The organism is Kocuria sp. HSID16901, assembly GCF_003989425.1.
Lineage (GTDB): Bacteria > Actinomycetota > Actinomycetes > Actinomycetales > Micrococcaceae > Rothia > Rothia massiliensis.
This window is the reverse complement of sequence record NZ_RBLM01000004.1, coordinates 294,489-319,136: the sequence shown is the minus strand read 5'-3', so window position 1 is coordinate 319,136 and position 24,648 is coordinate 294,489. Positions and strand designations below refer to the sequence as shown.

Genomic DNA, 24,648 nt, shown 5'->3' with positions numbered 1-24,648 from the left:
TTCGGTGGTTATGGCAAGAGGGGTACACCCGGTCTCATTCCGAACCCGGTAGTTAAGGCTCTTAGCGCTGATGGTACTGCACCCGGTAGGTGTGTGGGAGAGTAGGTCGCCGCCGAAAATATTTTTGAGTGATGAGGGAGGCGGTTAGCATCGTTATGGTGCTAACCGCCTCCCTTTATCCATTTAAGAGCCATTTGGGTTAAGAAGGGGGTCGGCGCCGCATGGCGCCGACCCCCTTTTTTGCGTGGTTTTGGTGAACGTGGGAAACCGCGATTCCTAGTGGTTAATGACCACCTTCACTGCCTGGGATTCGGCAGCATTCTTGAAGACATCCCAAGCCTTTTCCATGTCGGCGAAATCGAAGTGGTGAGTGGCCAGGCTCTTGATCGGCAGATGCGTGTTCTGAACGGCCTTGATGAGCATATTGGTCGTATTCGCGGAGACGAGGCCGGTCGTGATGGTGAGGTTCTTGATCCATGCCTTCTGCAGTTCGAATTCCACGGGCTTACCGTGGACGCCAACGATGGCGATGTGGCCGCCCTCCTTCACACTGTTCGAGCAGAGTTCCCACGTTGCGGGGAGCCCAACGGCTTCGATGGCCGTGTCGACCCCTCGGCCGGAGGTTACGGTGGCGAGAAGGTCCTCGAGGCTTTCCTTGCCGGGGTTGATGGTGTGCGTAGCCCCCATGCGTTTGGCCATGTCGAGCCGGTTGTCGTCCATGTCCACGACGATGATGTTCGCCGGTGAATAGAACTGAGCCGTCAGGAGAACTCCCATACCTACGGGGCCTGCGCCGACAATCATCACGTCCTTGCCGGGCGCTACCTGGCCATTGATCACGCCGATCTCGTGGCCCGTCGGGAGAGCATCCGAGAGGAAGACTGCGACGTCGGTGTCGATGTCTGCCGGGAGGTGGAAGAGAGAATTGTCGGCGAACGGGGTACGCACGTACTCGGCTTGCGTGCCGTCGATCATGTAGCCCATGATCCATCCGCCGCCTTGCCGGCAGTGGGCGTAGAGCTGCTTCTGACAGTTCTCGCAGGTGCCGCATCGTGAGATGCAGGAAACCAATACCCGATCGCCAGGTTTGATGGAGGTGACGGCGTCGCCGACCTCCTCAACGATTCCAATGCCTTCGTGTCCCAGAATGCGGCCGTTCCAGCTTCCAGTGGCTTCCCGGGCAGCCGATTCGATCTCGGGGTTCTTGCCTTTGTAGATGCCAAGGTCAGTACCGCAGATGGTGGTTTTCGTGATGCGGACGATGGCGTCAGTCGGGTCGATGAGCATCGGCTTAGGCCGTTCCTCAAATCGAATATCGTGTTCGCCGTAGTAGGTCATGGCGGTCATCGTGTCGGACATGATTACCTCTCTCCAAATGATTTACACGATAATTCAATTTTATACTATGTGTTGGCCACTGGGTATGTTTGCTGCCTCAATACCGGGCCCGGTGCTGACCTGGAGCTGGCGGCACCGGGCCCGGTCGTTCAATCGGACTGAATTAGTCTTCCCGAAGTGAATTTTCTACGTCGTCGCTGGTTCGAGTGTGTTGACGGCGGAGGTGTGCCAAGCGCGCCAGCGCGTGCGACATCGCCTCCGGGCCGGTGACTCGTACTCGGGCGATAGATTCCGCACGGCCCACCTTGACGCCGAGGTCCTGGGGCTCGAGATTCTTGAGCGCGTCTTCATCCGTGAGGTCGTCGCCGGCGAAGATCGTGATGTCCGCACCAGTAAAGTCCTTGAAGAGGTCCAAGGCGTCGCCCTTCGTGACTTCGAGGACGGCGCATTCGACGACGTATTGTCCTGGGGACAGTCTGACGCCCGGAATGTCCTTCAAGATGCGGACGGCTTCCGCTTCCGCGGACTGTGCGGCGTCGTCGTCGCCCATGGTTCTGGTGTGGAAACCAACCCCCGCGGGTTTGTACTCGATCTCGGAGCCTGGGTGGCGGTCGACGAGCTCCTGGACGGCCTCGGTGGCTTGGGCCAGCGCTTTCTTCTGGGACTCGGTGAGTTTCAGCTCGGGCGATTCTTTCCCGGCCGCAGAGTAGTCGAACTCGCCACCATGAGAACCGGAGAGAAGCATCTTTCCATTCGGGTCGGCGACCTCCTTGAGGAAACTCATCGGCCGACCAGAAATCAGGGCAACCGAGGTGTCCGGCTGTTCTGATAGATCCTCGAGGGAGGACTGGGAGAGGGGAAGGGCTCGGGCTTCTTCAGGAACATTGGTGAAGGGGGCCAGCGTGCCGTCGAAGTCCATGGCGACCAGGAGGTTCGGAGCCGCGGCCGCGCGCTGGAGCTCTTCCTCGACCGCCGGCGTCGGGAACGGGCCGTGCCCGCGGTCGAGATCACCGATCATGGGCAACTCATCCGTCTTGGGTTCTGGGCCCAGATCGTCCTCCCGCGTGCGGGAGAGATCGTCAAGGAAGCGAGTCGACCAATCCTCGACGTCGTGAGCAAAGATCTGCTCACGCATGGCCTTCATGCGCGCTTGGCGTTCCTCGAGGGGCATGTTCTTGGCGTACAGCAACGCATCCTTGAACCCGTCAATGTCGTGCGGGTTTATCTGGATCGCATCCGGGAGCTGTTCGGCAGCCCCCGTAAATTCGGAGAGCACGAGTGCACCTGTGTGATCGAGGTGGCTCACCACGTATTCCTTGGCTACCAAGTTCATGCCGTCACGGAGCGAAGAGACGACCATGACATCCGTGGCGAGGTAGAGGGCGATCATCTCTTCAAACGGGTATCCGTGATGGAGATATCGGATCGCGGTATGCGCCATGGTGTCGAATTGGCCGTTGAGGCGACCGACCATCCCCTCGATCTGCTCCCGGAGCTCAATATAGGAGGCGACTCGTTCACGGGACGGGCTCGCAACCTGAATCATCGTTGAATTCTCCACGGTGAGGTCGCCGTCGTTGAGCAATTCACCATAGGCCTTGAGGCGATGGCGGATGCCCTTGGTGTAGTCCAGCCGGTCCACGCCGAGGTACACCGTCTCGGGATTGCCTAACTCTTGCCGGATCTGCTCGGCGCGACGCTTGGTCGACGGACGTGAGGCCATTTCGGTCACGGCTTCCACGTCGATGGAGATGGGGTAAGACGTCGCCCGTGTGATCCACGTGGGTAGGTCGTGGTTGAGTCGCTCTTTCCGAGCCCGCCGACGTGACGTGACGTTGGGCATCGCCGTCGTGTATGCGCGGTGGAACCGTTCATTGCCTTCGTCCCCGCTTTGCTCCTGTGGGGTTTGGGTAACCTCGGCCCTTTCGCCGTCGAACTGGACTCCCAAAATCTTGTCGCAACAGCGCCTGAAATTGCTGGCGTCACCGGGGCGTTGAAATCCGAGAAGGTCCGCGCCGAGGAGGCCAGTGAGAACCTGTTTCCGCCACGGCAACTGGGCAAAGATTTCCAAAGGCGGGAAGGGGATGTGGTCAAAGAACCCAATCGTCAGGTCCGGCCTGAGGTGGCGCAACATCGCAGGGACGAGTTGCAATTGGTAGTCCTGCACCCAAACGGTGGCGTTCTGTGCAGCGCTATCGGCCGCCGCTTCCGCGAACCTGCGGTTCACCGTGCGGTAGGTATCCCACCAAGTACGGTGAAACTCTGGTGGGGCGATGACGTCGTGATACAACGGCCAGATGGTGGCGTTGGAAAAGCCTTCATAGTATCGACGGACCTCGCCCTCGGAGAGGGGGACCGGCACGAGGTGGAAGACATCGTGGTCAAAAGGCTCGAGCTCCTCGTCGGATGCACCATGCCAACCGATCCATGCACCGGCATGCGATGACATGACCGGTGCCAAAGCACTGACGAGTCCACCCGGGGAGCGTCGCCACGATGAGTTTCCCTCGTCGTCGATTGAACGATCCACGGGCAATCGGTTGGCTACGACGACAAAGTCGTACCCGCCACCGTTACTCTCCCGTGTACTCGCGCGTTCCTCGTGAATATTCGTCATGGGGCACATGCCTTTCTCCCTTCGAGCCAGCCTACTTCTAAGCCTATCCGCAGATCTCGCGGGGTGGAGAGGGAATTTTTCGCGGGTGTATCCACCCATGAGGTACCCAGGTATCTCCGTTAGGATGTGGGAGATTCTGTAGTGACTATTCATTCGAACAGGGAGCAAAACGTGGCATCCTCCTCTTCTCCACGGAGTAGCGAGGCGCGAGAAAAGGCGCGTCAAATCGCTGCCAAGCAGAGCAGTCGTAAGACCTCGGGCCTGTGGTGGCAGATTTCCTCAGTGGTGCTCGTCGTGATCATTATTGGCGTGATCGCGGCGGTTTATCAGCACAATAAGAAGTCCGAAATCCCCGATTCCGGTCCAGTCGCTTCGAGTTCCAACCAATATGGCGGAATCGTGGTGACCAAGGACGGTATCAAGAAGGACACCTCGGATGTCGATACGCGTGATATCAACGATCTGAAGACATCGAAGGAAACCGGGCCGGCCGATGACCAGTCGAATGGAAAGCCGGCCACACTTCCGGTCGGTATGCCTTCTGAGCAGGACGCCAAGAAGAATGGTGAGCCCGTCAAGGTCACCATTTTCCAGGACTACAACTGCATTCACTGCGCAGAGTTCGAAAAGTCCAACGGTGAACAGCTGAAGAAGCAGGTCATGGACGGTCAGATCCAGCTGGAAATCAGGAACCTCAACTTCCTGGACCAAGAGACCAGCACGGAATACTCATCCCGAGCTGCCATGGCTGCCTACTCTGTCGCCGAGCAGGTCTCCCCGGAGAAGTTCCTTGACTGGCAGGAAGAGATGATGTCTCACCAGGGTCAGGGCGGCATGAATAACCAAAAGCTCGCAGATATCGCCAAGAAATATGGTGCCGATATCAAGAGCGACTTGGACAACAACAAGTACCGTCCGCTGGTGAACGTCACCGTCAAGGAGTCGCAGAACAACGGCATTAGCGGAACGCCGACGATCTACGCCGACAGTCAGAAGTACGGTAACGGCAGCTTCTCCGATTTCCTGAGCGGAGTCATCAAGGGCAAGTCCGGTAAGTAAGCCGTATCGCTCTCCTGTTGAGGGGGTGTCCCGTCGCGATGGGCACCTCCTCAAGGCATTGTTGGGTTCCGTTTGGGGAACGGGACCGCAGCCGGGTAATGTTAGGTGCCGCGAGAGCCTGCCTCCTTAGCTCAGCTGGCCAGAGCATCTGTCTTGTAAACAGAGGGTCACCGGTTCGAATCCGGTAGGAGGCTCCGTAGGGTCGGTCCGACCTGGCAATAGCCGGGATCGGACCGGCCTTTTTCGTTTTAAGCGGCTTCCGGGGCTACGTTGAAGAGTGCCGAAATCCTCCGCATGTGGAGGTAGCTACCTTGACAGAGGATCCACGAGTGAACGATCAAAACATGGGACAACAGCTGATGAGCGGACGCCTCGTCGTGGTCCGTCACGGGCAAACCGACTGGAATAAGGCCGGGCGAATGCAAGGCAGCTCAGATATTCCGCTGAATGACACGGGGCGTCAGCAGGCGCGGGAGGCGGGAAAGCTCCTGGCCCACAACTATGGTTCGTGGGATTTCCTGGGAGCTTCACCGTTGTCGAGAGCGCAGGAGACGGCGCGCATCATCGGCGAATACGTGGGAATGACGGACGTGCAAACGATTCCCGGCGTCATCGAGCGCGCGTACGGCCAGGCAGAGGGCGAAGTACTGAGCTTTGAAGACTCGCGTCATCCGCAAGACCTCTTCGAGGGCGTGGAACCGGAAGGCGATGTGTACCGGCGTGGAGTGGCGACTTTCAAACAGCTGGTCTTGGATCATCCCGGGAAGAACCTCCTGGTTGTGAGCCACGGGACGCTGATACGACGCACACTGATCGCGACAACGCCGGGGGACTGGAGCGAACACGTCCCGAACGCAACGCCAATCGAAGTGAGCCTCGAGGGGCTGTTCTCGTGGGATCCGGCGAGCCTGGACCTCGACTGATCCGGTGCAAGGGGTCTGGGATCATGATCGTTCCCACACGTTCTCATTGACCAGGCCACTTAAAGCCACATAAAATCAAAAATGCACAAACGGGGCCTTCCCCGTGATCGTCGCTGGGGAGTATTAGCACCATGTTCGCTGAAGAACGACGGGCGGAAATCGCCAAGCTGGTTAGCAGCGCCCGTAGGGTCAACGGGGCTGAGCTGTCGCGTCGCTACGACGTCACGATGGAAACCGTGCGGCGAGATTTGGCTGCCCTGGAAACGGACGGCAAATTGCGCCGTGTTCACGGTGGTGCCGTAACGGTCGAACAGTCAACCGCGGTTGAATCCAGCATCTCGTCCCGCCAGACCGTCAATACTCCAGAAAAGCAGCGGATCGCCGCGCGGGCATACCAACTGTTGCAAGACGCCGACGCCGGCGCCGTCGTGCTCGACGCGGGTTCGACCACCGAAATCCTCGCAGACTTGATTGCGACCTCTGACTTTTCCCTCAAATCGGGGGCGGACCGCCTGATCATTACCCACGCACTACATATTGCGGTGAAACTCGCGGAAGCGGACGGCATCGTGTTGGATCTTGTGGGCGGTCAACTCCGCAAGATGACCTGGGCTGCCGTAGGCACCCGTGCTGCGGACCATTTTTCGACCATTCGTCCCGACATTGCCCTGATTGGGGTTAATGGACTAGATGAAGAATTTGGACTGTCGACGCCGGGACTCAACGAGGCCATCGTCAAGACATCCATCGTCCGATCGGCCCGCCGAGTGGTGCTGCTGTGCGACTCCGCCAAATTTGGGCAGGAGTCGCTGGTCCGATTCGCGGATCTGTCAGACATTGACGCCCTGGTCACCGATAAAGCCCCGGAAGGATCCTTGGCCTCGGCCTTGGAAGAAGCGAACGTAGAGGTTCTCATCGCATGATCGTCACCCTGACAGCGAACCCCAGTCTGGACCGAACGGTCGAGATCCCTGCCCAGCTGGGACGGGGCACCGTGATTCGCGCAACCCGATCCGTGGCGGACCCCGGAGGTAAGGGCGTCAACATTGCCCGGGCCCTCAGCGTGAGCGGTGTCGAGTCGGTCGCAGTTCTGCCAGGGGACAGCGGCGACCCCGTCTTGGCCGGCCTGACCGAAGCCAACGTCCGCTATTCCAACCTCGCCACGGGGTACCCCATCCGTACCAACGTGACCATCGCCGAACCCGATGGAACCACCACCAAAATCAACGCTCCCGGCGAACCGTTCGACGACGTTGCACAACGGGAGCTCACGCGGCTGCTCATCAATGACGCCAAAGGCGCCAGCTGGTTGGTCTTGGCCGGCTCCTTGCCGCCCGGTGTCCCTAGTGATTACTACGCCGTGGTGTCGCGGGCTGTCCGAGAGGTCCTGGGAGACGACGCGCCCCGCATGGCCGTTGACACCTCCGGCGCCTCGTTGCGAGACACCTTGATCGGTCAGGACGGCCTGCCGGACTTGATCAAACCCAATAGTGAGGAACTCGCGGAATTGGTTGGTGGGTCAACCGACGCGGCGGCTCTAGAAGACGATCCGCAAGCCACCGCGCAGAAGGCGCGTGAACTCGTCGATCGAGGTGTCGGCTCGGTACTGGCAACTATGGGAGCGAAGGGAGCCGTTCTGGTGACCCCCGACGGTGCCTGGTATGCCCAACATGCACCCATACGCGCGCGGAGCACCGTGGGCGCAGGGGATTGTTCGCTGGCAGGTTTTCTCTTGGCCGACGAGGCCGGAAAGTCCCCGCGCGAGTGCTTGGTTCAGGCCGTCGCTCATGGGTCGGCCGCCGCATCGTTGCCCGGTACCCAGGTGCCTTCACTCGAAGAAACTACTCCGGAAGCCGTTACTGTCACTGAGCTCAGATAAGGACCTTCTGAGTTCATCTTTCACACTGCAGCCGGGATGACGACACCTCGTATGGGGCGAGGGCTCGCCGGAGGCACTTTCAACAAGGAGCACTATGTCCGCACTAATCACCGTGGATCTCGTCACGCTGGATGAAAACCTTGGCGACGATCGCTTCGCCGTCATCCGGCATCTGACGGGCAAGGTTGTAGACGCCGGACGCGCGACGTCGTTCGACGACCTCTACCGTGATGCCGAGGCCCGCGAAGCCAAAACGGACACGGGCATTCCCGGCGGTATTGCGATTCCGCACTGCCGTTCCTCGGCAGTTACCGAAGCCACGCTCGCCATGGCCCGTCCGGCACCGGGCGTGAGCTTTGGCGCGAAGGACGGCCCGGCGGACCTCATCTTCTTCATTGCAGCCCCTGATGGGGCGGACCAGGAACACCTGACTCTGCTCTCGAAGCTGGCTCGGTCTCTGGTTAAAAAGGACTTCGTGGCAGCTCTAAGGAGCGCATCGTCGAAGCAGGAGATCGTGGAACTGGTGAACTCTGCGCTGGGAGTCTCCTCTGCGCCGAAGGCCGAAGGTGCCACGGTTGCCGCAGCGGCGCCAGCCGAACCGTCGGAATCTGCCGGCCAGCGCAAGCGCTTGGTGGCAGTGACGTCATGCCCGACCGGCATCGCCCACACCTATATGGCCGCCGATTCACTCTCCCAAGCGGCGGAAGAGATGGGCGTGAAGCTCGACGTCGAGACCCAAGGGTCCTCCGGCAACGAAGTCCTCTCGCAGGACGTGATCGACGCCGCGGATGCCGTGATATTCGCGGCATCTGTGGACGTGCGTGATCGGAATCGATTCGCCGGCAAGCCCGTGGTCGAGTCCCCGGTTAAACGAGGGATCGATGAACCGCGCGTCATGATCGAAGAAGCACTTGCCGCCTCGGAGAACCCCGACGCGCGCCGGGTCTCGGGATCGCGGGCGGAAGGCTCGTCGTCGTCATCTGATGATGGCTCGTGGGGCTCACGGGTTTATCGGTCGCTGATGACCGGTGTTTCGTACATGATCCCGTTTGTCGCCGCAGGCGGCCTGCTGATCGCCATCTCCTTCATCATGGGTGGATACGAGATCGCCAACAATGCTCAGGACATCCTGGGCATTAAAGACGGCGTGGTCAGCGGAGACGGCGCTTCCCTCTTCCACCCTGGCGACGCTGGCCTGTGGCAATACCTGGCCGCGGTGGTCTTCGTCATCGGTAGCCAAGCGATCGGACTTCTGGTTCCGGCGCTCGCAGGATTCATTGCTTACGGAATGGCTGGACGACCGGGTATTGCGCCCGGTTTTGCCGCCGGTCTGGTCGCCAACATGGTGGGTGCCGGATTCTTGGGCGGCATCGTTGGCGGTTTACTCGCCGGATTCGTCGCTTACCTCCTGGCTCAACCGAAATTGCCGCGTTGGTTGGCTGGCATGATGCCGGTGGTCATTATCCCGCTGCTGGCGACCTTGATTTCCAGCGGACTCATGTTCCTGATCCTCGGTCAGCCGATTGCCTGGATCATGACCGTGCTCAACGACTTCTTGATGTCGATGTCCGGCGCCTCGGCGGTCATTTTGGGCCTGGTCTTGGGTGCGATGATGGGCGCGGATCTTGGGGGCCCGATCAACAAGGCCGCCTACCTCTTCGCCACAGCGGGCCTTTCCGCCGGAACGGACGTTTCCAAAGAGATCATGGCGGCGGTCATTGCTTCGGGAATGGTCACTCCGTTGGCCATGGCTCTGGCCACCACCGTGCGTCGGAAATACTTCACCGAAGCGGAAGTTTCCAATGGACGAGCTGCCTGGTTGCTGGGTGCATCGTTCATCTCGGAAGGCGCCATTCCGTTCGCCGCGGCCGACCCTCTGCGGGTTATTCCCTCGTCCATCGTGGGTAGCGCCGTTGCTGGGGCGATCTGCATGGGAAGCCACGTGGGATCCCCTGCACCGCACGGTGGTGTGTGGATCCTGTTCTTGGTGGAGAATTGGCCCATGTACCTCGTGTCCGTGATCGTCGGAGCTGTCATCACGGCGATCGTTTACCTGGTCCTCAAAAGGATCGGGAACGCCACATCCGGTCAGGAAAAAGTTGGAGAAACGGCTGCGGCCGCCTAAAACAACCGATCAGAGCATTTCGAGTAAGGATTGATCATCATGAAGAAGCTCACTGGAGTCGGCGTTTCCGCCGGACGTGTCATCGGCCCCGTTGTGCAGATGCCGGAGCCCATCCGGGAACCTGCGGTCGGCTCGACCCTCGAAGATGGTGAGAGCCCGGAGGCCGCCATTGAGCGTCTTCAGGAGGCAGCTGGTCGCGTCAAGGAAAACCTGAAGGAGCGCGCCGGTCGGACCACGGGCAATGCCGCCGCCGTGTTGAAGTCCACGGCCCTGATGGCCGGCGACAAAGCCCTGCTGAAAAATGCCGGCAAGTTGATCACGGGGGAGCAGTACACGCCGGAGCGTGCCATTTGGGAGGCTGCCGGTTCCTACGCGTCACAGATGAAGGCCCTCGGCGGCTACATGGCACAGCGCGTCACGGACATCTTGGATGTGCGCTCGCGCGTCGTCGCCGAGCTGACCAACCAGCCGGCCCCGGGAATTCCCGAATCCGACGCACCCTTCGTTCTCATTGCTGAGGACCTGGCTCCCGCGGATACCGCGACGCTCGATCCGACCAACGTGTTGGCCTTGGTGACCTCTGAGGGTGGACCGCAGGCGCACACCGCAATTCTCGCCCGGGATTTGGGGCTACCGGCGATCGTGGCGGCCACCGGCGCCACCGAGGTGCCCAACGGAACGCAGGTCTACGTGGACGCGACCGATGGCACCGTCGTGATTACCCCCGGCGCTGCCGAGGAACGCCTCGCGGAAAAGTACGCGAACCGCAAGGAAATCCCGGCCTTTGACGGGCAGGGTGTGCTGGCCGATGGGACCAACATCCCCCTGTACTCGAACGTCGGTAACGGTAAAGCGGCGCAGACGGCTGCGGAGAATATGGCCGAGGGTGTGGGACTTTTCCGCACCGAATTTGCCTTCCTCAACCGAGAAGAAGAGCCGTCGGTGGAAGAGCAGACGGTGGAATACAAAGCAGTCTTCGATGCCTTCCCGGGCAAGCACGTCGTCGTGAGGACCCTGGACGCTGGCGCTGATAAGCCGTTGCCGTTCCTGACCGACACGAGCGAGCCGAATCCTGCCCTGGGTGTGAGGGGCTACCGCACGGACTGGACGACCCCGGGAGTGCTTGGGCGCCAGCTCGAGGCCATCTCGGCCGCCGCCCAGCAGAGCACCGCGGATGTGTGGGTCATGGCCCCCATGATCTCCACGGCGCCCGAGGCCCGCGACTTTGCTCGCATGCTCCGTGAGGCGCATCTCGATGTTCATGGCGTCATGGTCGAGACTCCCTCGGCTGCTGTGACGGCGGAGGATATTCTGCATGAAGTCGATTTCGTGTCCATGGGCACGAACGACCTGACTCAGTACACGATGGCTGCGGACCGCCTTTTGGGTGCACTCGCTGAGCTCAACAACCCGTGGCAGCCCGCCGTTCTGAAGATGATTCAACTGACGGTTGAGGGCGCGCAGCGCGCGGAAAAGGCCACGGGTCGTACCAAGACGGTGTCGGTTTGCGGTGAGGCCGCGGCCGATCCTGCCCTCGCCGTCGTGCTCGTCGGTCTGGGCGTGAAGGCGCTGTCCATGAACACCCGTTCCTTGTCCGCCGTCGCCGCCGTCCTCAAATCCGTTACTCTGGAACAAGCACAGCAAATCGCGGCCAAGGTCATGGACGCGCGATCGGCTGAAGAAACTAAGGATGTGGCTCGCGTGGAGCTGCCCATCCTTGATGACCTCGGTCTGTAATCAGTCCGGCATTTCAGGGTTAGCCTCGGCAAGCCCGCAAGACCACAAAATCAAGGAGAACAATCATGGCAGAACGTATCGCCACCATCGCCAGCCGCGTGGGACTCCACGCACGCCCGGCAGCGATTTTCGCCGAAGCCGCCGGCGACCTCCCCGTTGAGGTCACCATTGCGGGCGAGGGCGAACCCGCCGACGATGCGATGGATGCTTCGTCGATCCTGTCGCTGATGTCATTGGGCGCCAAGCACGGGGACAAGGTTGTTCTTCGTGCGGAAGGTGAAGGCTCCGAGGAGGCTCTCGATAGCCTCGTCAAGATCCTCGAGACGGACCACGACGCCGAGTAATTCCGCTTCGCCGGTCTCGTGCCGAGCCGTACGGTTCGGTCGTCCGGCGTCTCACGCTGGTGCCCGGGACCGCAGACCTCAAGGGGTCGCAGTCTCGGGCCTTTGCGTGTGTTTATCCCAGCGATCCGCCTAAACTGAAGATCAGAGTAGCCCGCCGTGCGGGACCACCAACCACGGCGTGGGAAGCACCCCACGCTCGGCAGATGAGGATTCATTGCGACATTTCACCGCTCGATTCGCCACCGACCACGAGATTTCACACTGGGACGATCACGTCACCGCCAACCCGAACGGCGGAAACCTTCTGCAGTCGGCGTCGTTCGCCTCGGTCAAGTCTCATCACGGCTGGAAGCCCCTGTATCTCGTCTACGAAGGCGTGACGGAAGTCCAGGGCGAGGACGGCAGCATCGAGGAGCGCGAGGTCGCCAGCTACAACCTCGTTTTAGAAAAATCGATCCCCGTGTTGGGCAAGCTCTGGTACATGATCAAAGGGCCCGACGTCGCCGATATCCACGATATCCCGGCAATTCTCGACGCCAACCGCGACTTTGTTCGCGAGCAGGGGCTCAAAGTCTTTGCCGTGAAAATTGAGCCGGACATCCTCGATTCGGATGAGAATGCCGCCTTCTTGAAGCGTGCCGGGCTGGTCAAGCAGTTCAACATCCAGCCGAACGATTCCACGGCGATCCTGCCCACCGACGCCGACGAAGAGACCGTGTTGAAGTCCCTGCACTCCCGCGGCCGAAACGCGGTGCGTCGTGCGACGCGCGAAGGTGCCGAAGTCGAGCGCGTGGAACTCACGGAAGAGAACATGAAAAAAATGTTCTCCCTCATGGATACCGTCGGGCAGGGCAACGCCAACGTCAATTTGCGGTCGTTCGAGTACTACAAGGAGTTCTGGACCACCTTCGCCGAGGCAGGGCAGGGGCGGTTGTATTTCACGTACGAAGACGGCGAACCGTCCGTGGGCGCCTACGTCATTCGATACGGCCGCAAGGGAACCTATAAAGACGGCGGTTCGAAACCTCGTCGCAAGCAATATGGCGACTCTCACCTGGTGCAGTGGAAAGCCCTCACGGATCTGATGGAGGACTACGGCATCCAGGAATACGATTTTTGTGGGACGCCGCCGAAGGCCGAGCTCAAGAACAAGGAACACAATTACTACGGCTTGGGCCTCTTCAAGACCAGCTTCACGAAGTCCGTGGTGGATTTTGTTGGTGTGTACGATCAGGTGCTCGCGCCGTCGTCGTATAAGGCCTGGGTCAAGATCGTTGAGCGCGTGATGCGCCAAATCTGGTGGCGCCGCACGCAGCAGCCGTTCTACTAAACCGACGGTTCAGCCGCCATCAACCGCGGGCACAGGATCGCGGTCTAGCGTGAGAGTAACCGAGTTCAAGGAGGGCAGATGAGCGAAGGCACCGAGGGTGAACCCCTGACCGGGGCCTATCCGTCCTCGGGGATCTCGCAGGGCTCGGAGGAGACCTCTGATCCCTTCGGCCCGGATACGTCGGAGGACGTGTATTCGGATCCCTTCTTTGGCACGTCAACGATTCGGACGGTAACGCAACCTTCGGACGACGTCGCCTCCTCGCGGAGCCCTCACGAACCTCATGAACCACCGGTGGCTTATGAGGACCCCTTCGGCGTGCCTTCGGAAGCGGATCCGGGTGAGGCCCAAACCTTTGTCTCCGCCATGCCGATCGTCGATTCCGGACAGGGCCGCACCGATAGTCGTTCCCGAAACGTGACGGCGGATTCCACGGATCCGAGGTCGGGAAGCCAACCGCCGACGTCGCGGAGCGGCTCCAGCGCCTATCACCCTGAACGGCCCGCTCCCGAAGCCGCGGAAAACTCCTTGGGCGCCGCTACTCAAGGGTCCGGCGTTCACGACGCGGAACGTATTGGTGCTGCCCGGACGGCACCGCACGATATTTTCCGCAACACGCAGGATTTGTCGGAGTCTTCCTCTATTCCGAGCCGCGAGGGCTATTCAACCAACGATGCCCCCGACCCCGGGGTGACTCGGGCGAGCTACCCTTCGGCTGAGGCCTCCCCACCGGTACCCGGCACCGGACGGAGAAGCTTCGGCATCCGGCGCATGATGCATTCGGAGAACCTGCCGACCGCACCCATGCGTGTGGTCGAGCGCCTCGCGAATTCGCCGTTCGCCAATCCCCGAAGGTTCCAGGAACGAACCGAGGTTCGAAAGACCCTCAATTTCTCCCTGCGCCTGGCCGAGACCATGTTCCACTTTGGAGCGGATGCGCGCGACGTCGAGACCGCCATCGTGGCGACGTGCGCAACCTACGGGGTGGAGGACGTCGATATCGACATCACGAATCAGTCCGTAGTGATCAACTACATTTCGGAATCCGGCAACGTCGGCCTCGATACGAACGGTGACGAGGTCTTTAGCCACACGGTGGTGCGGGTGGTGCGTTCATGGTCGGATAACTACGCCGGTTTGACGGAGACGCACCGCCTCGTCAAAAGGATTACCAACGGTGATTTGTCGAGGACCGAGGCGGAAAAGCGACTTTCCCGAATTCTCTCCAAGCCCAAGCCGTATCCCCGTTGGCTGGTGAATCTTTGCAATTCTTCCGCCGCGGCCGCGATTACGGTGGGTATTGGCGGAACCTGGTTGGGTTCCATCGTGTCCTTCCTGACCTTCACCGTGGTCCAGTACATGGCGGGAAAACTCGCCTCTTGGCGCATTCCGTCCTTCTTCACCATGGCGGCGTGTTCTTCCCTGGTGACCTTGATCGCGATGATTCTGTTCGCCGTTGGGGCGCCGGTCTCGCCGGCCCACATCGTGGGTTCCGGGCTGATCATGTTGTTGCCGACCCTGACGTTGGTTTCCACGATTCAAGACGCCATTAACGGATTCCCCGTTACCTCGGCCGGCAGGCTCATATCCACAGGCCTTTCCTTCATGGGGCTGATCGTTGGTATCGCGATCGCGGTGTCCATCACGACCAGTCTGGGTTTCCGGGAGATCGACGTCGACAGCGTGGTCTTTTCTGGGGCGGAACCGCTGGTCAATATCGTCTTCATGCTCATTGCGACGGCGTTGATCGCCATCACCGTTCAAGTCAAACCCGAACATATTCTTCCAGGGGTATTTAGCAGTTTGTGCGGCCTGACGGTGTTCCATCTCTTTGCGCTGACGGGCGCCGGCGGACGCATGACGTCGATGGTGGGTGCGATCGGCGTCGGTTGCGCTTCAGCGTTGATCGCGCAGAGGAGGCTCATTCCTCAGGTGGTTTTGGCCGTTCCAGGCCTCACCTTCCTGCTCCCCGGACTCACGATTTTCCGTGGAATGTACACCCTCACGGTCAATATCGATCCCGTGACCGGCCTGATTCCGATGCTCAACGCGGGCGCGATCATCATGGCGATGGCGGCGGCCGTGGTCTTAGGCAATTACCTCATGAGACCGTTCATGAGCAAAGACCCACAAATCCAACGGAAGTTGGTCCGAAGACGCAAGCAAGAGCCGGATCCCCTGGGTAATTAATGCCGGAAGTGCCCGCGGGATTTGATCTTCCGAAGACCTCACTCGAGGGCGCTAGCCGAGGTTCCAATCGACGGGTGATTCGCCCAGTGACGCCAGGGCTTCATTGGCTCGGCTGAACGGACGGGAGCCGAAGAAGCCACGGGACGCCGAGAGCGGGGACGGATGGACCGACTCAATCTTCGGGATGGCGGGCCCGAGTTGCGCGCCCGCGTTCCGAGCGTCGCGACCCCACAGAATTGCCACAAGGGGCTGATTCCTGGAAGCGAGAGCCTGAATCGCGGCGTCGGTGACGTGTTCCCAGCCCCGGTTGCGGTGAGAGCCTGCCTCTCCGGCACGGACCGTCAAACAGCGGTTCAACAACATGATTCCCTGACGCGACCACCGCGAAAGATCGCCGTGCTCGGGCGGTTCCACACCAAGATCCGAGCGAAGTTCTCGATAAATGTTGGTCAAGGACCGGGGGAGGGGGCGGACGTCGTCCTGAACGGAGAAGGAGAGCCCCATGGCATGCCCGGGGGTCGGATATGGATCCTGCCCGATGATGAGCACGCGCACCGATGAGAGCGGTTCTTGGAAGGCCCGAAAGATGTTTTCGGCGGCCGGAAGAGTGTGAAAACCGTTCTTGTGCTCGTCGCGGAGAAACTGACCCATAGTGCGAATCGTGGGTTCGACCGGCTTGAGCGCGTCGGCCCAGTCGGCGGCCATGATTTCCTCGAGAGGCTTGACGGTCACGGGTTTTCCTCCGAAGTTCGTGGACGGGGTTGATTCTCCCTAGACTATCGGCGTGGATTCATTGACCGAAGCCGAACTCGCAATTCTCGCGATGGAGAAAAGAACCTGGAAATACTCCGGTGCGAAAGAACGCGCCGTGCGGGCCGAGTTGGGCATGCCGGGAACGGAATACTACATGCGACTGAACCGGTTGATCGATGACGAACGAGCCATTCGAGCGGAACCTGCGCTGATGAGACGCCTCCGCGAACATCGAGACGGTTGATCTCATGACGAAAGACGGCGGTGGGCCGTGGGCTAACTGGGGGCCAAAGGGGATACCCTGGGATTTTGAGCCGTACACGCACCGAGCAGTGCGCCCCGTCAGACTTTGAGGACACGCATGGCCGACTACGAACACGATCAATTCGACGATGTCCCCTGGGATTCTTCGCACCGCGGCGCCTACCGTGGTGACCTTCCGGAGAAGACTGGTGGATTCAAGCACCTGGCCGCCGTGATAGTGGCTGGGATTTGTGCGCTGGTGATCGGTGGGTTGCTGTTCCTGTTCTCCCCGAAAACGGCCGGACCAGAAGCCGCCGGAACGTCGTCGAGTTCGTCGAGCTCGGCTTCGGCCTCGACGTCCGCGTCGTCGGGGGACCAAGCATCGTCCTCCAGCGACTCCGGCTCCAGTCAGGCAGATCCCTCGACGACCATCGGTGTGTATAACTACGGGTCCAAGGAAGGTACCGCGACGAAGTCGGCCTCGACCTTGCGTGATGCCGGGTGGACGATTTCGGACGTGAGCAACTGGGAAGGCCAGGCACAGAACGCGTCGGTCGTCTATTACGCCCAGGGGTCGGATGCGCAGGCCAAGGAGATTGCGAAGAAGCTCGGCATCCAAGACGTCCGACAGTCCAGCGGATACACCTACGACGTCGTCGTGGTTCTTGCGGCTCACGATGCAGCGGGTGCGACGGGACAATAGTCCGTGCGACCCGAGCCCAAAGGGTGATCCTTGAGGGTTCGCTGTGCTCTGAGCGAAGCCCGGTCAAGGACTGCCGAATCGTTTGCACTCTCTGCGGTGGAGTGCCAATATTGGGGTTAGCACTCATCCTCCTCGACTGCTAAAGAGTTCCTCCGTTTCGGATTTTCGTTCACCGTGAGGACTCACAGTTGTTGGTCGATGAGGATCAGACTCAGTCACCACGGTGAGGCTTGGTGAACTACCGCCCAGAGTGCGGTAGAGCATCGGTCGTCCGTCGCGGGCACCGTGGACGACGCATCCGTCTACCGTCCAGGAGGGACGTCAACCGCCATGGCAAAATTGATTGCTTTTGATGAAGAGGCACGCCGCGGACTCGAAAAGGGTTTGAATACCCTCGCCGACGCCGTCAAGGTGACCTTGGGGCCGCGCGGCCGCAACGTGGTACTGGAAAAGAAGTGGGGCGCACCCACGATCACCAACGATGGTGTTTCCATCGCCAAGGAAATCGAGCTCGAGGATCCCTACGAGAAGATCGGCGCCGAGCTCGTCAAGGAAGTTGCGAAGAAGACCGACGACATCGCCGGTGACGGCACCACCACCGCGACCGTTTTGGCCCAGGCCCTGGTTCGTGAGGGCTTGCGCAACGTCGCGGCCGGTGCGGACCCGCTGTCCCTGAAGCGCGGCATCGAGAAGGCTGTCGAGGCCGTGACCAAGGAGCTTCTCTCCTCGGCCAAGGAAATCGAAACCGAAGAAGAGATCGCCGCAACCGCATCCATTTCGGCCGGCGACCCGGAGATCGGCAAGCTCATCGCTCAGGCGATGGAGAAGGTCGGCAAGGAAGGCGTCATCACCGTCGAGGAGTCCAACACGTTCGGGCTGGACCTCGAATTGACCGAGGGCATGCGCTTCGACAAGGGCTTCCTTTCCGGTTACTTCGTGACCGATGCCGATCGTCAGGAAGCGGTCCTCGAGGATCCCTACATCCTGATCGTCAACTCCAAGATCTCCAACGTGAAGGACCTCGTCCCCGTTCTGGAGAAGGTCATGCAGTCCGGCAAGCCGCTGCTGATCATCGCGGAAGACGTCGAGGGCGAAGCCCTGGCACTGCTCGTGTTGAACAAGATGCGTGGCTCGATCAAGTCCGCCGCCGTCAAGGCTCCGGGCTTCGGCGACCGTCGTAAGGCACAGCTCGCCGACATCGCCGTTCTGACCGGCGGTCAGGTCATCACCGAAGAGGTCGGCCTGTCTCTCGACACCGCCACCCTGGACCTGCTGGGCCAGGCACGCAAAGTCGTCGTGACCAAGGACGAGACCACCATCGTCGACGGCGCGGGATCCGCTGAGGAGATCGACGGTCGCGTTGCACAGATTCGTGCCGAGATCGCCAACACCGACTCCGATTACGATCGCGAGAAGCTCCAGGAGCGTTTGGCGAAGCTCGCAGGCGGCGTCGCCGTGCTCAAGGCCGGTGCCGCTACCGAGGTCGAGCTCAAGGAGCGCAAGCACCGCATTGAGGACGCCGTCCGCAACGCCAAGGCAGCCGTCGAAGAGGGCATCGTCCCCGGCGGTGGCGTGGCACTGATCCAGGCTGGCGTTCGTGCCTTCGAGACCCTGACGGTCGAGGGCGACGAAGCAACCGGCGCCAACATCGTCAAGGTTGCCGTGGACGCCCCGCTCAAGCAGATCGCTTCGAACGCTGGCCTCGAGCCCGGCGTCGTCGCCGACAAGGTGCGCGGCCTCGAGCAGGGTCACGGTCTCAACGCGGCCACCGGTCAGTACGAGGACCTGATGAGCGCCGGAATCAACGATCCGGTCAAGGTGACCCGTTCCGCATTGCAGAACGCCGCATCCATCGCGGGTCTGTTCCTCACCACCGAGGCCGTTGTGGCCGACCAGCCGGAGAAGAACGCCGGCGCCGGTGCCGAGGGCATGGACGGCATGGGCGGTATGGGCGGCATGATGTAATTTCGGCTCACGCCGGTACATCCCGCTGACGTCAAACCCCCGCACGAGCACTGGCTCGTGCGGGGGTTTTGCCGTGGTGAACCGACGACGGGCAAACCCGCCCCTCGGCGATACCCGTGGGGCGCGCGGCGGTACTAGCATGGACTGACGATGCACTGTGACTATTTCTCCGCCCAGCTCTGCCGTTCATGCGTGCGCATGGGCGTGCCGTACGAACAGCAGCTTGAGGACAAACAGGGCACAGTGCGTGCCCTGGTGGGGAACCGGCCGGGGCTGGTGTGGCATGAGCCCATGGGGAGCCGGGAATCCGGGTTTCGCAATAAGGCCAAAATGGTGGTCACCGGGACTGCGGAGGACCCTCAGTTAGGCATCGTGGATCGGCGGGGTCGAGGGACCGACCTCAGCGAATGCGGCCTGTATCCCCAAGAAATCACGGATGCTCTACCGATGCTCAAGGACTTCGTGAGAGAGCATCGATTAGTGCCGTACGACATCGCCGCCCGGAGGGGTGAACTCAAAAACCTCATCGTGACGATTTCTCCTCAGCGGGAACTCATGGTGCGTTTCGTTCTGCGAAGCAAAAAGTACGTGGTCCCTATTCGCCAAGGCGTGCCTGAGCTGAAGAAGTCCTTGCCTGGTCTACGAGTGGTCAGCGCCAATATATTGCGCGAACACAAGGCGGTGATGGAAGGACCGGAGGAGATCCCTCTGACGGATCAACGGGTCTTGCCGATGCGCCTCAACGGAATTGACCTCCACTTGAGGCCTCACGGTTTCTTCCAGACCAACTCCGAGATCGCGGCAGGGATGTACCGGCAGGCGGCGGCGTGGGCCGAATCCGTCTCGCCTTCCTCGGTATGGGACCTCTTCTGCGGCGTCGGCGGATTCGCCATGCACCTTGCCGAAAAGTTGGGTGACAGCGTGGAGGTTCGTGGCATAGAGATAGATCCGGAAGCGATTGAGGCGGCGCGTTCCAGCGCTCGGAGCGCCGGCCTTCATCACATCGATTTCGCCGCCGCGGACGCTGGAACTTTTACCAACGGGAGCCATGACGAGCCGGACTGCGTCGTCGTTAATCCGCCTCGACGGGGCATTGGCCTGGAAACTGCTCGGTGGCTGGAATCTTCCCGCGTGGCAACGGTCATCTATTCGAGTTGCAACGCAGAGTCTCTCGCTCAGGACTTGGACGCCCTGAGGTCCTTCACCGCGGTCGAAGCACGACTCTTCGACATGTTTCCGCAGACCACCCACAGCGAAACCATGGTTCTGCTGCGGCGACGGGGAGAGCCCTGAGCTGGCACCGACGGGGGAAAAGGCTAGCGGGGCTAAACTAGTCCGAGTGTTGAAGAACAGGGATCGAGGATTGTGAACATGAGCCTCTCGGAGAGCATCGGGGTGCCACGATCGGATAAAGACGGCGATCCGCTTACCCCTGACCGCACTATCGCGACATCGAACGGTGACCAACACGCTCGCCTGCCAGGATTCACGATGACGACGCCGCGCGGAACACTGGAAGCCGGCGGCGAATTGCACGAAGTCGACCGTGACGAATGCCTGGATGTGGCCCGTGAAATTAATTCCATCGTCGTCGGGCTTCTGCCTTTCGACCCGGCGGAGGCGCCGAGACTCGCGGTACCCGAGTGGTTTAGGTGGACTCCACGAGAGCAAGGCGAGGAGAACCGCATACCTCTTGCTCGGCCCACGGGCACTCTTGGCCTTGATAGCCGCATTTTTCGGGACTCGGTGGCTGCGGCGGTGCAGAGGATTCACGACGGCCAACTAGAAAAGGTCGTCCTGTCTCGGGCGCTGGAGCTTCACTACGACGACGAACCGTTGGATCCCGCGGCACTGTACGCGAATCTGAAAAAAATGAACCCCTCGGCCTACGTGTTTAGCGTCCGCGACACTTCCACGGGTGAATACATCATGGGGGCCAGCCCAGAGTTGGTAGTGGGTGTCGAATCCGGTGAGGTTTCGACCAAGCCGTTGGCGGGATCCGCTTCACGGGCGGCGTCGGACCCGACAGAGGACGCCCAAACGGGCGAAGCCCTCATGAGGTCGGCCAAAGACCGCGCGGAGCATGCGACCGTCGTGGACGATATTGCACATCGATTGAAACCGATCACCACCGAGCTCAATGTTCCCGCGGCGCCCTCGTTGGTGGCGACCCCGCAACTATGGCACCTGGGAACGTACATTTCGGGGCGTTTGCTCCCCGGACTGTCCGCGTTGGACGCGGCACAGGCGGTTCATCCCACGCCGGCTATTTGCGGAACGCCTCGAAACGTCGCATTGGACGTGATCCGAGAGCTCGAACCTTCTCAGCGTGGGTTCTACGGCGGCCTCGTCGGCTGGACCGATCCGGACGGTAACGGAGAATGGGCCCTGAACCTGCGGAGCGGCCGCGTCGGACCTCGGACCGTGACCCTTCGAGCAGGCGCGGGCATCGTGAACGGTTCGACTCCGACGGGGGAGCACCACGAAACCGCCGTGAAACTCTCGACCTTTTTGGCGTCCCTGGGCCTAACCCTCGACGACCTAAACACCCTCGATCAGTAAGGCAGACTTTCGATGACCACCTCGGAAAGAGCCAGCGGCTCGCGGCATGAGCCCGCCGACGACGGCCCGCTCGTCGCCGCTGCCGACGGTTCGGCCTTGGGCAATCCAGGACCCGCCGGATGGGCCTGGTACGTGAATGAGACCTGCTGGCGAGCCGGCGGCTGGCCCCACGGAACCAACAACATGGGGGAGCTGAAGGCCGTTCTGGATCTGGTCGAATCCACCGCGGGTATGCCCGAGCGTCCGCTCAAGATCCTTTGTGATAGCCAATATGTGATCAAGTGCATCACCCAGTGGATGCCCGGGTGGAAGGCCAAAGGCTGGAAGAAGAAAGACGGCAAGCCGGTTCTCAACCGAGACCTCCTGGAGCAACTCGATGCAGCTTTATCCGGCCGCACCTATGAATTTGAGTGGGTCAAAGGCCACGCCGGACACGAGTTGAATGAACACGCCGATGACAAAGCCCGCGCCGCGGCCACGGCGTACCAAAAGCACCAGACGCCGGATGAAGGCCCCGGCCTGGGCGGACTCGCACCGAACGAAGTATCGCGGGAGGTTTCCCCGGGGGCCACACGGAGTACCGCGGCGGGGGAGGCCGCAACGAGAGATGCATCCACGCTGACGGGGGTCCAACCCTCCCGCGCGCAGGAATCTCCCGCCGAGGCCGCCCTCCGATGCGAACAAGAACTCAACGATCCCGCGACTCACCATGACGCCTCACGGGTGCAAGATTTACTGGCCGAAGAACTCGTCTGGATCACGGTGCGTGGCCGTCACGCCGGGCGAGAAGCCGCCCTCCGGTACTTGGATCAGGCGTTTGGCCTCCGGGGAGACCCCGAATACGTCAGCACCCATTCACCGTCAGAGCACGCGGGACTCGTGGTGAGCCGGGTCAAAACTCCTCGCGGACCAGCCGTGCGGACGAGCCTGTGGGTCCGTCGAGAGACCGGTCGATGGGGTCTCGCCGTGCGGCAAGATACCCCGGAGGCCTAAGGCGGTCTACCCGGCGAACATCGAGGCGTTGGCGGCCTCGGTTTCCGCGTAATTGGTGCCCGCGCTCGCGAGGGCCTGGTTGATCTGTCCCATAGATTCCTCGACTCGTGCTTGAGTTTGGCGCCAATTCGACAGGACTTCTTGGAACCTGGCCGAGGCCGTTCCCGTCCACGTGGACTGGAGTTCTTGGAGTGACGTCGTGAGACCATTGACCTCGGTGGCGATGCGCTCCATATAACCTCGCGCCTCGGACGTTTTACCCGTGATGACCTCGGAATCGACGACGAACTGAGCCATGGTGACCTCCTGTGGTTAGGTCCGCGGAGCCTTTCCGCGGTAGCCGATAGCAGGAGGGTAGATCGACGAGTCGAGCCGCTCGACGTCGGGACGACTCACGGCAGCCCCATTGGGGATAAACCGCTATGCCGTGACGTTTTTGCCACTTTGTGGATGGGGATCCTCGGCACCGGGGCGCGCTTGCGGGATCTGGACGACCATTGTCGCGCCGCCGCCATCCGTCTCTTCGACCCGTACCGTGCCGTGATGTTGCGTCACGATGGCCGCCACGATGGCGAGACCGAGGCCGGTGCCGCCAGTGTCGCGGGTGCGGGAGGTGTCTGAGCGATAAAACCTCTCGAAGACCTTCTGCATGTCGTCGCCGTGGATGCCCGGACCGTGATCCACGACCTTCAGTACGGAGAGGTACTCGCCGTCGATTCCCGGCCGAGATCCCACCGCGAGTTCCAGCGGGCTGCCTTCCGGTGTGTAGCGCAGAGCATTGGTCACCAGGTTGGCCAAAACCTGCCGCAAGCGTGACTCATCGCCGCGCACCGGAGCGGGGAGGCCTGGGACTTCCTCGAGGCCGACGACCGAAATCTCACGTTCGGGGGCAGACGCCGCGGCGTCGTCGGCGGCGTCCTGAGCCAGTTTCAGGAGGTCTACCGTGGTGACTTCGAGCGGGCGTCGTTCGTCGATTCGGGCGAGCACCAAGAGGTCCTCGACCAGCTGCCCCATTCTCTTCGACTCTGCCTCGATGCGGCTCATCGCCTTTGCGACGTCCTCGTCCGTTTGAAGCGCGCCGTGGCGATACAACTCCGAATAGCCGCGAATCGACACCAACGGGGTACGCAACTCGTGTGAAGCATCGCCCACGAAGCGACGCATCTTGACCTCGGAATGTTTCTGCGCATCGAAGGCTTCCTCAATGCGGGTCAACATGACGTTGAGGGACAAGGACAGCTGGCCGATTTCGGTTCGTGGATCATGCCGCTCGATGCGTTGGGAGAGGTCGCCCGCGGCAATTCGAGATGCGGTTCGTTCGACCCTTGCGAGAGGCTCGAACGCGCGCGTGACCAACACCCAAGCCAAGGCCGCAGCCGCCGCCAACGTGGCCATGCCGAAGGCGAAGGTGAGGACGCCGACGAGCGTCACCACGGCATTGGTCTGCGTCAGGGGCGTCGCCACGATGACGGTGTAGTTGGAATCCTTCGAGGCGATCGGCAGGATGCGCCATTCGGTGTCCCCGGTGTTGCTTGGGACCGTGAGGCCTTGGCCGTTGTACCTCACTCCGTTGTCGTGATTCCAGCCCGTGAGCCGCGGCGATGAATTGCCGTCGTCGGCGACGATCGAACTTACGAGGTTGCCGTCGGAGTCCATGAGGTACGCGGAATAGCGGAATCCGGGGCCGTCCGTCGACGTGGACTTATCGTTGCCAAGATATTTTGTGAGATTCGCTGCCGAGGAATTCATCTCGGAGTCAATCTGCTGAATCAACTGCCCGCGCAAGGCAGAGACTGCCACCAGGCTGGTCACCGCAATCGCCAATGCGAGAAGAAGAGCCGTCAACATGACCAATTGGGTGCGCAAAGAGAGCGCGCCCAATTTGGA

At 61.1% G+C, this 24,648-nt stretch carries 20 protein-coding genes, 1 tRNA gene and 1 rRNA gene; 17 read left to right on the top strand and 5 right to left on the bottom strand.

Translation table 11 applies throughout. The features are described from left to right. Window positions 1-118, top strand: a 5S ribosomal RNA gene (gene rrf, locus D8M21_RS08045). 158 nt (window positions 119-276) lie between these two features. Here rrf and D8M21_RS08040 read toward each other — a convergent pair. Both D8M21_RS08040 and otsB read right to left on the bottom strand, forming a co-directional pair. Beyond that, window positions 277-1,359 (bottom strand): zinc-dependent alcohol dehydrogenase family protein, encoded by a 1,083-nt coding sequence (locus D8M21_RS08040; RefSeq protein WP_126855774.1) that lies wholly within the window; start codon window positions 1,357-1,359, stop codon window positions 277-279. A 142-nt stretch (window positions 1,360-1,501) separates the two neighbouring features. Beyond that, window positions 1,502-3,955, bottom strand: a complete 2,454-nt coding sequence (otsB, locus tag D8M21_RS11600; RefSeq protein ID WP_126855773.1) for a trehalose-phosphatase — start codon at window positions 3,953-3,955, stop codon at window positions 1,502-1,504. 171 nt (window positions 3,956-4,126) lie between these two features. Between otsB and D8M21_RS08030 the strand changes: the two genes are divergently transcribed. From D8M21_RS08030 to D8M21_RS07985, 10 genes are all read left to right on the top strand, one after another. After that, window positions 4,127-5,014, top strand: a complete 888-nt coding sequence (locus D8M21_RS08030; RefSeq protein ID WP_048680113.1) for a DsbA family protein — start codon at window positions 4,127-4,129, stop codon at window positions 5,012-5,014. A 120-nt stretch (window positions 5,015-5,134) separates the two neighbouring features. Next, window positions 5,135-5,208 (top strand) — tRNA-Thr (locus D8M21_RS08025). A gap of 135 nt (window positions 5,209-5,343) precedes the next feature. Next, on the top strand, window positions 5,344-5,937 hold the full coding sequence (locus tag D8M21_RS08020; RefSeq protein WP_053089962.1) for a histidine phosphatase family protein: 594 nt from the start codon (window positions 5,344-5,346) through the stop codon (window positions 5,935-5,937). A 131-nt stretch (window positions 5,938-6,068) separates the two neighbouring features. Continuing rightward, window positions 6,069-6,860 (top strand): DeoR/GlpR family DNA-binding transcription regulator, encoded by a 792-nt coding sequence (locus D8M21_RS08015; protein WP_048679746.1) that lies wholly within the window; start codon window positions 6,069-6,071, stop codon window positions 6,858-6,860. After that, complete coding sequence (locus D8M21_RS08010; RefSeq protein WP_048679743.1) at window positions 6,857-7,816, top strand: 1-phosphofructokinase family hexose kinase; 960 nt, start codon at window positions 6,857-6,859, stop codon at window positions 7,814-7,816. Before D8M21_RS08015 ends, D8M21_RS08010 begins: the two co-directional genes overlap by 4 nt. 94 nt (window positions 7,817-7,910) lie before the next feature. Next, a complete protein-coding gene (locus tag D8M21_RS08005) occupies window positions 7,911-9,941 on the top strand; it encodes a PTS fructose transporter subunit IIABC (RefSeq protein WP_048679739.1) in 2,031 nt (676 codons plus the stop codon). A 39-nt stretch (window positions 9,942-9,980) separates the two neighbouring features. Next, a complete protein-coding gene (gene ptsP / locus D8M21_RS08000) occupies window positions 9,981-11,678 on the top strand; it encodes a phosphoenolpyruvate--protein phosphotransferase (RefSeq protein WP_048680109.1) in 1,698 nt (565 codons plus the stop codon). 65 nt (window positions 11,679-11,743) lie between these two features. Then, complete coding sequence (locus D8M21_RS07995; protein WP_048679737.1) at window positions 11,744-12,022, top strand: HPr family phosphocarrier protein; 279 nt, start codon at window positions 11,744-11,746, stop codon at window positions 12,020-12,022. Window positions 12,023-12,236: 214 nt separating this feature from the next. Next, on the top strand, window positions 12,237-13,352 hold the full coding sequence (locus tag D8M21_RS07990) for a lipid II:glycine glycyltransferase FemX (RefSeq protein WP_048679735.1): 1,116 nt from the start codon (window positions 12,237-12,239) through the stop codon (window positions 13,350-13,352). A 78-nt stretch (window positions 13,353-13,430) separates the two neighbouring features. Continuing rightward, complete coding sequence (locus D8M21_RS07985) at window positions 13,431-15,542, top strand: threonine/serine ThrE exporter family protein (protein WP_053089961.1); 2,112 nt, start codon at window positions 13,431-13,433, stop codon at window positions 15,540-15,542. A gap of 51 nt (window positions 15,543-15,593) precedes the next feature. On the opposite strand, the gene D8M21_RS07980 is transcribed toward D8M21_RS07985, so the two are convergent. Beyond that, window positions 15,594-16,274: a uracil-DNA glycosylase gene (locus tag D8M21_RS07980; protein WP_048679732.1), complete on the bottom strand. Its 681-nt coding sequence runs from the start codon at window positions 16,272-16,274 to the stop codon at window positions 15,594-15,596. Between the two features lie 52 nt (window positions 16,275-16,326). Here D8M21_RS07980 and D8M21_RS07975 point away from each other — a divergent pair, with 52 nt between their 5' ends. From D8M21_RS07975 to D8M21_RS07950, 6 genes are all read left to right on the top strand, one after another. Continuing rightward, window positions 16,327-16,539: a DUF3263 domain-containing protein gene (locus tag D8M21_RS07975; RefSeq protein WP_238651160.1), complete on the top strand. Its 213-nt coding sequence runs from the start codon at window positions 16,327-16,329 to the stop codon at window positions 16,537-16,539. 117 nt (window positions 16,540-16,656) lie between these two features. Beyond that, complete coding sequence (locus D8M21_RS07970; protein ID WP_048679727.1) at window positions 16,657-17,241, top strand: LytR C-terminal domain-containing protein; 585 nt, start codon at window positions 16,657-16,659, stop codon at window positions 17,239-17,241. A gap of 330 nt (window positions 17,242-17,571) precedes the next feature. Beyond that, window positions 17,572-19,206 carry a chaperonin GroEL gene (gene groL, locus D8M21_RS07965; RefSeq protein WP_048679724.1) on the top strand — a complete coding sequence of 545 codons (1,635 nt, stop codon included), beginning with the start codon at window positions 17,572-17,574 and terminating at the stop codon, window positions 19,204-19,206. Between the two features lie 150 nt (window positions 19,207-19,356). Beyond that, window positions 19,357-20,499, top strand: a complete 1,143-nt coding sequence (locus D8M21_RS07960; RefSeq protein WP_048679723.1) for a methyltransferase domain-containing protein — start codon at window positions 19,357-19,359, stop codon at window positions 20,497-20,499. A 78-nt stretch (window positions 20,500-20,577) separates the two neighbouring features. After that, complete coding sequence (locus D8M21_RS07955) at window positions 20,578-21,768, top strand: isochorismate synthase (protein WP_048679712.1); 1,191 nt, start codon at window positions 20,578-20,580, stop codon at window positions 21,766-21,768. Between the two features lie 12 nt (window positions 21,769-21,780). Beyond that, window positions 21,781-22,761, top strand: coding sequence for a ribonuclease HI family protein (locus D8M21_RS07950; protein WP_048679711.1), 981 nt, complete (start codon window positions 21,781-21,783; stop codon window positions 22,759-22,761). Window positions 22,762-22,767: 6 nt separating this feature from the next. Here the strand turns inward: D8M21_RS07950 and D8M21_RS07945 are convergent, their stop codons facing one another. Further along, window positions 22,768-23,058: a WXG100 family type VII secretion target gene (locus D8M21_RS07945; protein ID WP_048679708.1), complete on the bottom strand. Its 291-nt coding sequence runs from the start codon at window positions 23,056-23,058 to the stop codon at window positions 22,768-22,770. A gap of 123 nt (window positions 23,059-23,181) precedes the next feature. Then, entirely contained in the window at window positions 23,182-24,609 is a 1,428-nt protein-coding gene (locus D8M21_RS07940; RefSeq protein ID WP_126855785.1) for a sensor histidine kinase, read from the bottom strand. Between the last annotated feature and the right edge of the window lie 39 nt (window positions 24,610-24,648).

Excerpts from the sequence above, each read along its gene's own strand:
- D8M21_RS07995 (WP_048679737.1), top strand. The coding sequence starts at position 11,744 with ATGGCAGAACGTATCGCCACCATCGCCAGCCGCGTGGGACTCCACGCA.
- D8M21_RS08010 (WP_048679743.1), top strand. The coding sequence starts at position 6,857 with ATGATCGTCACCCTGACAGCGAACCCCAGTCTGGACCGAACGGTCGAG.
- D8M21_RS08005 (WP_048679739.1), top strand. The coding sequence starts at position 7,911 with ATGTCCGCACTAATCACCGTGGATCTCGTCACGCTGGATGAAAACCTT.
- D8M21_RS07940 (WP_126855785.1), bottom strand. The coding sequence starts at position 24,609 with ATGTTGACGGCTCTTCTTCTCGCATTGGCGATTGCGGTGACCAGCCTG.
- groL (WP_048679724.1), top strand. The coding sequence starts at position 17,572 with ATGGCAAAATTGATTGCTTTTGATGAAGAGGCACGCCGCGGACTCGAA.
- D8M21_RS07945 (WP_048679708.1), bottom strand. The coding sequence starts at position 23,058 with ATGGCTCAGTTCGTCGTCGATTCCGAGGTCATCACGGGTAAAACGTCC.
- D8M21_RS07985 (WP_053089961.1), top strand. The coding sequence starts at position 13,431 with ATGAGCGAAGGCACCGAGGGTGAACCCCTGACCGGGGCCTATCCGTCC.
- D8M21_RS07960 (WP_048679723.1), top strand. The coding sequence starts at position 19,357 with ATGCACTGTGACTATTTCTCCGCCCAGCTCTGCCGTTCATGCGTGCGC.
- D8M21_RS07955 (WP_048679712.1), top strand. The coding sequence starts at position 20,578 with ATGAGCCTCTCGGAGAGCATCGGGGTGCCACGATCGGATAAAGACGGC.
- D8M21_RS07950 (WP_048679711.1), top strand. The coding sequence starts at position 21,781 with ATGACCACCTCGGAAAGAGCCAGCGGCTCGCGGCATGAGCCCGCCGAC.
- D8M21_RS07970 (WP_048679727.1), top strand. The coding sequence starts at position 16,657 with ATGGCCGACTACGAACACGATCAATTCGACGATGTCCCCTGGGATTCT.
- otsB (WP_126855773.1), bottom strand. The coding sequence starts at position 3,955 with ATGACGAATATTCACGAGGAACGCGCGAGTACACGGGAGAGTAACGGT.
- D8M21_RS08015 (WP_048679746.1), top strand. The coding sequence starts at position 6,069 with ATGTTCGCTGAAGAACGACGGGCGGAAATCGCCAAGCTGGTTAGCAGC.
- ptsP (WP_048680109.1), top strand. The coding sequence starts at position 9,981 with ATGAAGAAGCTCACTGGAGTCGGCGTTTCCGCCGGACGTGTCATCGGC.
- D8M21_RS08040 (WP_126855774.1), bottom strand. The coding sequence starts at position 1,359 with ATGTCCGACACGATGACCGCCATGACCTACTACGGCGAACACGATATT.